This window comes from Streptomyces sp. So13.3 (genome assembly GCF_005860785.2).
GTDB lineage: Bacteria > Actinomycetota > Actinomycetes > Streptomycetales > Streptomycetaceae > Actinacidiphila > Actinacidiphila fildesensis.
Genome location: NZ_CP048835.1, coordinates 6,355,386 through 6,366,897, shown reverse-complemented (window position 1 = coordinate 6,366,897; position 11,512 = coordinate 6,355,386). Strand labels below are relative to the sequence as shown.

Sequence of the window (11,512 nt, the reverse complement as noted above, 5' to 3'; positions counted from 1 at the left end):
GGTGGTCAATGCGGTGGTCATAGCGGGGACGGTCCTCCTCACGCCTTGTAGTAGCTGGCTTCCGGGTGGTGGATGACGATCGCGTCGGTGGACTGCTCCGGGTGCAGCTGGAACTCCTCGGACAGGACGACGCCGATACGTTCCGGCTTGAGAAGGTCCATGATCTTGGCGCGGTCCTCCAGGTCCGGGCAGGCCGGGTAGCCGAGCGAGTAGCGGCAGCCCTGGTACTCGGTGCGGAACATCGCGTCCAGGTTGTCCGGGTCGGCGCCCGCGATCCCCAGTTCGGTGCGGATCCGGGCGTGCCAGTACTCGGCCAGCGCCTCGGTCAACTGGACGGAGAGACCGTGCAGTTCGAGATAGTCGCGGTAGGCGTTGGCGGCGAACAGCTCGTTCGCCACCTCGGAGACCCTGTTCCCCATGGTCACGACGGTGAGCGCGATGACATCGGGCTCACCGCTGCCCTCGGGGCGGAAGAAGTCCGACAGGCAGAGGTGCCGGTCGCGGTGCTGGCGGGGGAACGTGAAGCGGTGGCTCTCGCCGCCGGTCTTCTCGTCCAGGATGATCAGGTCGTCGCCCTTGGACACGCAGGGGAAGTAGCCGTAGACCACGGCCGCCTCCAGCATGTTCTCGGTGTGCAGCCGGTCCAGCCACATCCGCAGCCGCGGCCGGCCCTCCGTCTCGACCAGCTCCTCGTACGAAGGCCCGCCGCCACGGCCGGACTTCAGGCCCCACTGGCCCATGAACGTGGCCCGCTCGTCCAGCCAGGAGGAGTACTCCGCGAGCGGAATGCCCTTCACGATCCGCGTCCCCAGGAACGGCGCCTTCGGGACGGGGTTGTCGGCGGCCACGTCGGAGCGGGCGGGCAGCGGTTCCGGGGTCACCGGGCCGCGTGCGGGACGGTCCACGGCGGCGACGCGGCGCTGCTTGAGCGGCGGGAGGGTGGCGCCGGGGACGCCGCGCTTGACGGCGATCAGCGCGTCCATCAGCCGCAGGCCTTCGAACGCGTCCCGCGCGTAGCGGACCTCGCCCTCGTAGATCTCGTGCAGGTCCTGCTCGACATAGGCGCGGGTCAATGCTGCGCCACCCAGAATGACGGGGTAGTCGGCGGCCATCTTGCGCTGGTTGAGCTCCTGCAGGTTCTCCTTCATGATCACGGTGGATTTCACCAGGAGACCCGACATCCCGATCACATCGGCCTTGTGCTCGGTCGCCGCGTCCAGGATCGCCGCCACCGGCTGCTTGATGCCGAGGTTCACGACGTTGTAGCCGTTGTTGGACAGGATGATGTCGACCAGGTTCTTGCCGATGTCATGGACGTCGCCACGGACCGTGGCCAGCACGATGGTGCCCTTGCCGTCGGCGTCGGACTTCTCCATGTGCGGTTCGAGGTAGGCGACCGCGGTCTTCATGACCTCCGCGGACTGCAGCACGAACGGCAGCTGCATCTGACCCGAACCGAACAGCTCACCGACGACCTTCATACCCTCCAACAACGTGTCATTGACGATCCGCAGAGCCGACTGAACGGTCAGCGCCTCATCGAGATCCTGCTCCAGACCGTTCTTCTCCCCGTCGATGATCCGCCGCTGCAACCGCTCGTCCAGCGGCAGCGCAGCCAGTTCCTCCGCACGGCCGGCCTTGACGGACTTCATGTCGACGCCCTCGAACGCCGCCAGGAAAGCCTGCAACGGGTCATAACCCTCACGACGCCGGTCATGGACCAGATCCAGCGCGATCTCCCGCTGCTCCTCGGGAATGCGGGCGATCGGCACGATCTTGCTGGCGTGCACGATCGCGGAGTCCAGGCCGGCGTCCACACACTCGTTCAGGAAGACCGAGTTCAGCACGACACGGGCGGCCGGATTCAGGCCGAAGGAGATGTTCGACAGACCCAGCGTCGTCTGCACCATCGGATGGCGGCGCTTCAGCTCACGGATCGCCTCGATCGTCGAGATCCCGTCCTTGCGGGACTCCTCCTGACCGGTCGCGATCGTGAAGGTCAGACAGTCGACGAGGATGTCCGATTCAAGGATGCCCCAGTTGGTGGTCAGGTCCTCGATGAGCCGCTCCGCGATGGCGACCTTGTGCTCCGGGGTGCGGGCCTGGCCCTCCTCGTCGATCGTCAGCGCGATCAGCGCGGCACCATGTTCGGCCGCCAGCGCCGTGATCTGCGCGAACCGGGACTCGGGACCGTCACCGTCCTCGTAGTTCACGGAGTTGATGACCGCCCGACCACCCAGCTTCTCCAACCCCGCCCGCAGCACCGGGACCTCGGTGGAGTCCAGCACGATCGGCAGCGTCGACGCCGTCGCGAAACGGCCCGCGACCTCGGCCATGTCCGCGACCCCGTCACGCCCGACGTAGTCCACGCACAGGTCCAGCAGGTGCGCGCCCTCGCGGATCTGGTCGCGGGCCATCTCGACGCAGTCGTCCCAGCGCCCTTCGAGCATCGCCTCACGGAACTTCTTCGAGCCGTTGGCGTTCGTCCGCTCACCGATCGCCAGATACGACGCGTCCTGCCGGAACGGGACGGTCTGGTAGAGCGAGGCGGCGCCCGGCTCGGGGCGCGGGCTGCGCTGCACGACATCCAGGCCCCGCACCCGCTCCACGACCTGGCGCAGGTGCTCGGGGGTGGTGCCGCAGCAGCCGCCGACCAGCGACAACCCGTACTCGCCCACGAACGTCTCGTGCGCGTCCGCCAGTTCCTCCGGCGACAGCGGGTAGTGCGCACCGTCCTTGCCCAGCACCGGCAGACCGGCGTTCGGCATGCAGGAGACCTGGGTCCGCGCGTGCCGGGCCAGGTAGCGCAGGTGCTCGCTCATCTCGGCGGGGCCGGTGGCACAGTTCAGCCCGATCATGTCGATGCCGAGCGGCTCCAGCGCCGTCAGCGCCGCGCCGATCTCGGAGCCGAGCAGCATCGTGCCCGTCGTCTCCACCGTGACCTGGCAGATCAGCGGCAGGTGGATGCCCGCGGAGCTCATCGCCCGCCGGGCGCCGACGATGGCGGCCTTGGTCTGGAGCAGGTCCTGGGTGGTCTCCACCAGGATCGCGTCCGCGCCGCCCTCGATGAGGCCGGCGACGTTCTCCTCGTAGCCGTCCCGCAGCAGTGCGTAGGGGGCGTGGCCGAGGGTCGGGAGCTTGGTGCCCGGCCCGACGGAGCCGAGCACCCAGCGCGGCCGGTCGGGCGTGGCGAAGCCGTCCGCCACCTCGCGGGCCAACCAGGCACCGGAGACCGAGAGTTCATGAATGCGGCCGGGGATGTCGTACTCCCCCAGTGCCGCCAGGTTCGCCCCGAAGGTGTTGGTCTCGACGCAGTCGACACCCGCCGCGAAGTACTCCTCGTGCACCGACCGGACGATGTCCGGCCGGGTGACGTTCAGAACCTCGTTGCACCCCTCCAGGTTCTCGAAGTCGTCCATCGACGGGTCCTGCGCCTGGAGCATCGTGCCCATGGCGCCGTCGCCCACCACCACCCGCGACGCGAACGCGTCCCGCAGCAGCCGCACCCTCTCCTGGCTCACGCTCACAGGGACCTCGCCAGGTAGGACAGCCGCGGTTCGAGCTCGGTGGCGGACTCGGTGCCGTAGCCGGTCCGCAGCCGGGTGAGGAGGTCGGTGCGGTCCAGGTGGTACTCCTGGGTGCCGACCGATTCGAGGACGACGGTGGCCAGGGCGCAGCCCAGTTCGGCCGAGCGCCGGAGGGTGAGATCCCAGGTGACGCCGGCCAGGAACCCGGCGCGGAAGGCGTCGCCGACCCCGGTGGGTTCGGTGGCGCCGGTGGTCGGGGCGGCCGGTACGAGGAGCGGTGCCTCGCCCGCGCGCTCGATGCGGACACCCTTGGCGCCGAGCGTGGTGATCCAGGTGCCGACGTGCTGGAGCACCTGGTCGGCGCTCCAGCCGGTGCGTTCCTGGAGGAGCGCCGCCTCGTACTCGTTGCTGAAGAGGAAGCGTGGGCCATCGAGGAGCAGCCGTACCGGCTCCCCGTCCAGCCGGGCGAGTTGCTGCGAAGGATCGGCCGCGAAGGGAATGCCCAGCTCACGGCATTCTGCGGTGTGCCGGAGCATCGCCTCGGGGTCGTTGGGCGCGACGACGACCAGGTCGAGGGCGCCGGCGCGTTCCGTGACGGGGGCGAGGGCGATCCGGCGGGCCTCGGCCATGGCGCCCGCGTAGAACGTGGCGATCTGGTTCTGCACCGAGTCGGTGGTGCAGACGAAGCGGGCCGTCTGGTGCTCGTGGGAGACCTGGACGGAGTCGGTGTCGACGCCGTGCTGCTTGAGCCAGACCTGGTAGTCGGCGAAGTCCGGGCCGACCGCGCCGACCAGCACCGGGGCGAGGCCGAGCTGCCCCATGCCGAAGGCGATGTTGGCCGCCACCCCTCCCCGCCGGACCTCCAGGGTGTCGGCGAGGAAGGACAGGGACACGTTCTGGAGCTGGTCGGCGACCAGGTGGTCGGTGAACCGACCGGGGAAGACCATCAGATGGTCGGTTGCGATGGATCCTGTGATGGCGGTGCGCATCTCAGTCACTCACTCCTCCGGTGCTCTTCCTCGGCCGGCTGTCAGAGACCGGCGGCCTGGCGGAGTTTGGCCGCCCGGTCGGTGGACTCCCAGGTGAAGTCGGCGTCCGTCCGGCCGAAGTGGCCGTAGGCGGCGGTCTGCGCGTAGATGGGCCGCAGCAGGTCGAGGTCACGCACGATGGCGGCCGGGCGCAGGTCGAAGACCTGGCTGACGGCGTCCTGGATGCGGGCCACGGGGATGGTCTCGGTGCCGAACGTCTCGACGAACAGCCCGACGGGGGCGGCCTTGCCGATGGCGTAGGCGACCTGCACCTCGCAGCGCGTCGCCAGATCGGCGGCGACGACGTTCTTGGCGACCCAGCGCATCGCGTAGGCGGCGGAACGGTCCACCTTGGACGGGTCCTTGCCGGAGAACGCGCCGCCACCGTGCCGGGCCATCCCGCCGTACGTGTCGACGATGATCTTCCGGCCGGTCAGCCCGGCGTCACCCATCGGACCGCCGACCTCGAACCGTCCGGTCGGGTTGACGAGGAGCCGGTAGCCCTCCGTCGACAGCGTGAGGCCGAGGGCTTCCAGCTCGGGCTCGACGACGAATTCCCGGATGTCCGGGGCGAGCAGGGAGTCCAGGCTGATGTCGGGCGCGTGCTGGCTGGAGATCACGACGGTGTCGAGGCGGACGGCCTTGCTGCCGTCGTACTCGATGGTGACCTGGGTCTTGCCGTCCGGGCGCAGATACGCCAGCCGGCCGCTCTTGCGAACCGCGGAGAGCCGGCGGGAGAGGCGGTGGGCGAGGGCGATGGGCAGCGGCATCAGCTCGGGGGTGTCGTCGCACGCGTAGCCGAACATCAGGCCCTGGTCACCGGCGCCCTGGCGGTCGAGGTCGTCCTCGCCGCCCTCCACCCGCGACTCGTACGCGGTGTCGACGCCCTGCGCGATGTCCGGGGACTGTGCACCGATCGAGACGGACACACCGCACGAAGCCCCGTCGAACCCCTTCGCGGAGGAGTCGTACCCGATATCCAGCACCGTCTGCCGCACGATCGCCGGGATATCGGCATACGCGGACGTGGTGACCTCACCGGCGATATGTACCTGACCGGTCGTGATCAGGGTTTCGACGGCGACCCGGGCGGTGCGGTCCTGCCCGAGGAGTGCGTCGAGGACGGAGTCACTGATCTGGTCGGCGATTTTGTCGGGGTGTCCCTCGGTAACCGATTCCGACGTGAAAAGGCGGCGGGCCATGGATTCCTCCAGATGCGTATCCAACGCTCCGGTGGACCGTGGAGCGATATCCACGAGAGCGTGCGATCGGCTCCTTGCGGACGGCTAAAGCGAAACCTGTGCACGGCCCGCCCGACGGGGGTAGCCTTTTTTGATGCCCTTGCGGGCTGTGGATCGCTTTAGGGGCGCTTTAGTCCCGCCTGTCGCAATGGATGCGAGAAAGGAGCTATCCATGACCCGCTACCTCATCAGCTTCCTCCCGTGGATCGCCTATGCCTTCGTCGCCACAAGCGATGACTGGCGCAAGGGTGCACTGGTCGGGCTCGGGATCGCCACAGTGGTGATCTGGCGCGATCGCAAGTCCGGCAAGAACTGGGACGAGATGGTGATCGAGACCAGCGCGTTCGTGTTCTTCGCGGGGATCGCCTGGCTGTCCTACGCGCAACCGGACTCGGATCTGGTCCGTTACGGGCCGGCTCTTGTCGACGCATGGCTCGCCCTGACCGCCTGGGGCTCGCTGCTCATCCGTCGGCCGTTCACCCTCGGCATCGCACGCAAACTCGTACCGGAGAAGGTCGCCCGCACGGAGGCGTTCTACCGGACCAACGCCGTCATCACGCAGGTGTGGGGGCTCGCCTTCGCGGCCGCCGCCGTCGTGCTGGCCTTCATCATCCACGCCGACGCGCACGCGACGACGCCCATGATCGTCGTCAAGGTCGCCAGCTTCGTGATTCCCGTGCTCTTCACGATCCGCTACCCCAAAGCCGTCGCCGAGCGCCGAGCGCACCAGACGGCCTGACCCCAACCCGCGCCAACGCTCCCCCCACCGTCCCACCGCCTCAGTGAGTGAGGCGGTGGGTTCAGTGTTGCCCGCCCGTTGTCCGCCCTTGCCCGCCCGTTGCCCGGCCCAGCAGTTCAGCGCTGCGGACCGCACGCTGCGGACCCATACGGTGGACATACGGCTGTGCCCCGGATCCGCAGCGGATCCGGGGCACAGGCGGAGAGTTCGTGGCTGTCAGCCGTAGGCCCAGGCGCCCGGCGGGCTGTAGCTGTCGGGGGTCCAGCGCGGCGGCCGGCTGCTCTGGCCGCCGCGCCCGCCCTGGTCGTCGTCGGCCACGGCCTTCTGCCGGAGGACCGCGAGCAGGGCGACCGTCGCGGCGGCCACCTGTTCGTCGTCCGGCTCGCCGCGGACGAACTGGATGAGCAGTTCGTCCGCGGCCACGTCTGCTGCCGGCTCCTCTGCGGCCGGTGCGCCCGGTGTCGTCATCGCCGTCACACCGGCGGGTTTCCGTGCTTGCGGGACGGGAGCGTGGCGTGCTTCGTGCGGAGCATCGCCAGCGAGCGGATCAGCACGGAACGGGTCTCCGCCGGGTCGATGACGTCGTCGACGAGGCCGCGCTCCGCCGCGTAGTAGGGGTGCATCAGTTCCTCCTGGTACTGCTTGATGCGCTCGGCGCGGACCGCGTCCGGGTCGTCGGCCGCGGCGATCTCGCGCCGGAAGACGACGTTGGCGGCGCCCTCCGCACCCATGACCGCGATCTCGTTGGTCGGCCAGGCGAAGGACAGGTCGGTGCCGATGGACCGTGAGTCCATGACGATGTACGAACCGCCGTAGGCCTTGCGGAGGATGACCTGGATGCGCGGCACGGTGGCGTTGCAGTACGCGTACAGCAGCTTCGCGCCGTGCCGGATGATGCCGCCGTGCTCCTGCGCGCTGCCGGGCAGGAAGCCCGGCACGTCGACGAGGGTGACCAGCGGAATGCTGAACGAGTCGCACATCTGGACGAAGCGTGCGGCCTTTTCCGACGCGTTGATGTCCAGGACGCCCGCCAGTGAAGCCGGCTGGTTGGCCACGATGCCGACCACCTGGCCGTCCAGCCGCGCCAGCGCACAGACGATGTTGGTGGCCCAGGCGGCGTGCACCTCGAAGAAGTCGCCGTCGTCGACGATCTCCTCGATCACCGGCCGGATGTCGTAGGCGCGGTTGGCGTCGGCCGGCACCAGTTCCAGCAGCGACTCGTTGCGGCGGTCGGCCGGGTCGGCCGTCGCGACGGCCGGCGGCAGTTCCCGGTTGTTCGAGGGCAGCAGCGAGAGCAGATAGCGGACTTCGGCGAGGCACTCGGCCTCGTCCTCGTAGACGAACTGCGCCGCGCCGGAGATCGACGCGTGCACGTCGGCGCCGCCGAGCTGGTCGTGGGAGATCTTCTCGCCGGTGACGGCCTGCACCACATCGGGCCCGGTGATGTACATCTGCGAGGTGCCGCGCACCATGAAGACGAAGTCGGTGAGCGCCGGCGAGTAGGTGGCGCCGCCCGCGCACGGGCCGAGCATCACGCTGATCTGCGGGATGACACCCGACGAGCGGACGTTGCGGCGGAAGATGCCGCCGTATCCGGCGAGTGCGGTGACGCCTTCCTGGATCCGGGCCCCGGCGCCGTCGCTGAGGCTGACCAGGGGTGCGCCGGCCGATTCGGCCAGGTCCATCACCTTGTGGATCTTCTCGGCGTGGGCCTCGCCCAGCGAGCCGCCGAAGATCCGGAAGTCATGGGCGTAGACGAAGACCGTGCGGCCCATGACCTCGCCCCAGCCGGTCACCACACCGTCGGTGTAAGGGCGCTTGTTCTCCAGGCCGAAGCCGGTGGCACGGTGCCGGCGCAGCGGTTCGATCTCGGTGAACGTGCCCTCGTCGAAGAGCAGTTCCAGCCGCTCGTGGACGGTCAGCTTGCCCTTGGCCCACTGCTGCTCCGTGGCACGCGGGCCCGGTCCGTCCCTGACCGTCTGTTTGACCAGGTTGAGCAGCGCGACCCGGGACCGCGGGTCCTGGCGGGGTGGCGGGAGCTGTCCCGTCACCGGGGCCAGCGTCTGCGGCCGGGTCGAGGTCATGTCCTCGGCAATGGTCATGGTTCGGTTCACCCATCCACTCGGTCAGGTCCACTCGGTCAGGCGATCGAAGCGATTTCGGAAACAGCCTGAACCTCATTGAAGCCGTGGCTTCGAAGCAGGTGCCACAGCGTCGACCCCCTACCCTCTGCCCGCCCACCCCTATTCCCAGTCCGGTATGGGTGTTGCTAAGGGGCGCGGGCGGGGAGACATAGGGGTTACTCCCCCTTGCGACAGCCCGTAGAAAAGACCGGACGAGGCCAGTTCGCGACAAGGCGGGTTTCAGCGATGACTACGGCAATGGTGTTTCCAGGAATGGGTCCCACCCGTTTCTCCGACCTGGGCAGGTTTCTGCTTCTGAATACCTTTGCCCGAGATCTGCTGCCGATCGCCGACGAGGCCCTGGGCTACTCGGTGTTCGACCGGTTCCGCGAGTCCGGCGAGGATTATTCGGAGGCGGCGCAGGTCGCCTTCATGGTTGCCTCCACGGCGCTCGCCCAGTGGGCCCGCGCCGAACTGGGCGCCGAGGCCGAGATCTGCGCGGGACCCAGCTTCGGCGAGAAGCCGCTGATGGCGTTCTGCGGTGCGCTGGACTTCCCCGACGCGGTGGTGATGACGGCCCGGCTGGCCCGTTGCACCGCCGACTACTTCGCCACCGAGCACCGGGACGTGGTCACCCAGTCCTTCGTCCGGGCCCCCGTCGACGGGCTGCGTGAGCTGCTCGCCGGGATGGACGAGCGGGGCGAGTGGTACGACCTGTCCTGCCGCCTGGACAAGGGCTTCGAGATGATCTCGCTGCGCGAGGAGCATCTGGAGGCGTTCACCGGACGGTTGCGGAAGATCGGTTCGCTGCCGCTGTACGCGATGCGCCCGCCGATGCACTCCTCGCTCTTCACCGGGCTGCGCGACCGGGCGGCCGTCGAGGTCATCGACGCCCTGCCGCTGCGCGACCCCGATCTGCCGGTGCTCGCCGACCAGGACGGCCGGCTCATCGACACCGCCGAGGGGCTCAGGACGATGCTCCGGGACCACTTCGTGAAGCCGGTCGACTGGCCGGCGGTCCTCGCCGAGCTGGGCCGGCGCGGGGTGACGCGGCTCGTGGTGGCCGGCCCCGACGCCCTGTTCAGCCGGGTCGAGTGCGCGGTGCGCAACTTCGACGTCGTCCTGGCCGATCCGAAGCACGCGATGCGTCCCAAGGCAGGTGTCTGACATGAGCGTCATCACGGAGACGGGATCGACGACCGCAGCGGCGGAATCCACCGGACCGACGGCGGCCGCCCTCGACCACACCCTGCACGGCCGGTTCCTGCGCGGCCTCGCGATCGCCCCCGACCGCCCGGCCTTCCGGGTCGGCGGCGTGGACGTCAGCTACACCGAGGCCCACGAGCGCGCCCTCGCCTGGGCGGGTGCCCTCCGGCACGCGGCTCCCGCTGGATCCGGAGGACCGCGCGTCGTCGCCATCCTGGCCACCAAGACCCCTGAGGCCTACATCGGACTGCTGGCCGCCCTCTACCTGGGCGCCGTGGCCGTCCCGGTGAACCCGGACTTCCCCGCCGCCCGCAACCGTTCGATCCTCACGGCGGCCGGCGTCGACGCGGTGATCACCGACCGGCGCGGACTGGCCGCCCTCGACGTCCTGACGGCGGACCAGGACGACCGCGACGCCGCGGACGGCCCGCTGCTCGTGCTCGTCCCGGGCGCGGAACCGCGCCCGGACGTCATCACGGCCACCCCGCGGGAGACCGCCCTCGCGGCGCCGCTGCCGGCCGACGCCGAGGACACCGCGTACATCCTGTTCACGTCCGGCTCGACCGGCCGCCCGAAGGGCGTGCCCACCAGCCACCGCGCGGCCGACAGCTACTTCCGCACGCTGGACGCGCGGTACGGCTTCGGACCCGACGACGTGTTCTCGCAGACCTTCGACCTGACCTTCGACTGCGCCATGTTCGACCTGTTCTGCGCCTGGGGCGCGGGCGGCTGTGTCGTCCCGATCCCGATGCAGGCGTACCGGGACCTGCCGGAGTTCCTGGCCGAGCAGCGGATGACGGTGTGGTTCTCGACCCCCGGCGGCATCGCGCTGGCCCGCCGCACCGGCGCCCTGTCGCCGGGCGCGCTGCCCGGGCTGCGCTGGAGCCTGTTCGCGGGCGAGCCGCTGCACCGGCAGGACGCGGAGGACTGGCTGCGGGCCGCACCGCAGTCCGTGGTCGAGAACCTGTACGGGCCGACGGAGCTGACGATCACCGTCACCGCGCACCGGCTGTCGCCCGGGACCCCGGACGAGCGGTACGTCAACGGCGTCGTCCCGATCGGCCCGGTGCACGAATCGCTCGGCCGGCTGCTGCTCGCTCCGGACGGATCGGTGGACGCCGGAACCGACGGTGGCGGGAGCGAGGCCGCTGAGGGCGAACTGTGCATCACCGGGCCGCAGATGTTCTCCGGCTACCTCGACCCTGCCGAGGACAAGGGCCGCTTCCTGGAGCACGACGGACGGCGCTGGTACCGGACCGGGGACCGCGTACGCCGGTACCCGGACGGCGAGATCGCCTACGTGGGGCGGGCCGACGACCAGGTGCAGGTGCAGGGCTGGCGGGTGGAGCTCTCCGAGGTCAGCCACAGCGTGCGCCGGCTGCCGGGGGTCGAGGACGCCGTCACGGTGGCCGCGGCCGTCGGAGGCAGCCATGAGCTCGTCACGTTCTACACCGGTGAGCCCGCCGCATCGGCCGACCTGGCCCGCCGGTTGACCGCGGACCTGCCGAAGGCGATGGTCCCCCGGCTCTTCCAGCACCTGGAGGAGTTCCCGATGAACCCCAACCGGAAGATCGACCGGTCCACTCTCAGGTCCCGCGCCGAGGCGCTGCTGGACCGCGGCCGGATTCGCAGCTGACAAGGAGATGAC

Annotated in this window: 8 protein-coding genes; 3 read left to right on the top strand and 5 right to left on the bottom strand. The window is 69.7% G+C overall.

Features of this window, described 5'->3' with window-relative positions; translation table 11 throughout:
- Positions 1–38: 38 nt before the first annotated feature.
- Genes metH through metK form a run of 3 tightly spaced genes read right to left on the bottom strand, consistent with a single transcriptional unit; the run spans position 39 to position 5,757 of the window.
- A complete protein-coding gene (metH, locus tag C8250_RS28590) occupies positions 39–3,521 on the bottom strand; it encodes a methionine synthase (RefSeq protein ID WP_138355982.1) in 3,483 nt (1,160 codons plus the stop codon).
- A gap of 2 nt (positions 3,522–3,523) precedes the next feature.
- Positions 3,524–4,516, bottom strand: coding sequence for a carbohydrate kinase family protein (locus C8250_RS28585; RefSeq protein ID WP_138355983.1), 993 nt, complete (start codon positions 4,514–4,516; stop codon positions 3,524–3,526).
- A gap of 41 nt (positions 4,517–4,557) precedes the next feature.
- Entirely contained in the window at positions 4,558–5,757 is a 1,200-nt protein-coding gene (gene metK, locus C8250_RS28580) for a methionine adenosyltransferase (protein ID WP_138355984.1), read from the bottom strand.
- Between the two features lie 211 nt (positions 5,758–5,968).
- Between metK and C8250_RS28575 the strand changes: the two genes are divergently transcribed.
- Entirely contained in the window at positions 5,969–6,535 is a 567-nt protein-coding gene (locus C8250_RS28575; protein ID WP_138355985.1) for a hypothetical protein, read from the top strand.
- 216 nt (positions 6,536–6,751) lie between these two features.
- On the opposite strand, the gene C8250_RS28570 is transcribed toward C8250_RS28575, so the two are convergent.
- Complete coding sequence (locus C8250_RS28570) at positions 6,752–7,003, bottom strand: acyl-CoA carboxylase epsilon subunit (RefSeq protein ID WP_138355986.1); 252 nt, start codon at positions 7,001–7,003, stop codon at positions 6,752–6,754.
- 5 nt (positions 7,004–7,008) lie between these two features.
- On the bottom strand, positions 7,009–8,637 hold the full coding sequence (locus C8250_RS28565; RefSeq protein WP_187145015.1) for an acyl-CoA carboxylase subunit beta: 1,629 nt from the start codon (positions 8,635–8,637) through the stop codon (positions 7,009–7,011).
- A gap of 294 nt (positions 8,638–8,931) precedes the next feature.
- On the opposite strand from C8250_RS28565, the gene C8250_RS28560 reads away from it, so the two are divergent.
- Positions 8,932–9,825 carry an ACP S-malonyltransferase gene (locus tag C8250_RS28560; protein ID WP_232485217.1) on the top strand — a complete coding sequence of 298 codons (894 nt, stop codon included), beginning with the start codon at positions 8,932–8,934 and terminating at the stop codon, positions 9,823–9,825.
- Position 9,826: 1 nt separating this feature from the next.
- A complete protein-coding gene (locus tag C8250_RS28555; protein WP_138355988.1) occupies positions 9,827–11,500 on the top strand; it encodes an AMP-binding protein in 1,674 nt (557 codons plus the stop codon).
- Positions 11,501–11,512 lie beyond the last annotated feature (12 nt).

Excerpts from the sequence above, each read along its gene's own strand:
- C8250_RS28585 (WP_138355983.1), bottom strand. The coding sequence starts at position 4,516 with ATGCGCACCGCCATCACAGGATCCATCGCAACCGACCATCTGATGGTC.
- metK (WP_138355984.1), bottom strand. The coding sequence starts at position 5,757 with ATGGCCCGCCGCCTTTTCACGTCGGAATCGGTTACCGAGGGACACCCC.
- C8250_RS28575 (WP_138355985.1), top strand. The coding sequence starts at position 5,969 with ATGACCCGCTACCTCATCAGCTTCCTCCCGTGGATCGCCTATGCCTTC.
- C8250_RS28570 (WP_138355986.1), bottom strand. The coding sequence starts at position 7,003 with ATGACGACACCGGGCGCACCGGCCGCAGAGGAGCCGGCAGCAGACGTG.
- C8250_RS28565 (WP_187145015.1), bottom strand. The coding sequence starts at position 8,637 with ATGACCATTGCCGAGGACATGACCTCGACCCGGCCGCAGACGCTGGCC.
- C8250_RS28560 (WP_232485217.1), top strand. The coding sequence starts at position 8,932 with ATGGGTCCCACCCGTTTCTCCGACCTGGGCAGGTTTCTGCTTCTGAAT.
- C8250_RS28555 (WP_138355988.1), top strand. The coding sequence starts at position 9,827 with ATGAGCGTCATCACGGAGACGGGATCGACGACCGCAGCGGCGGAATCC.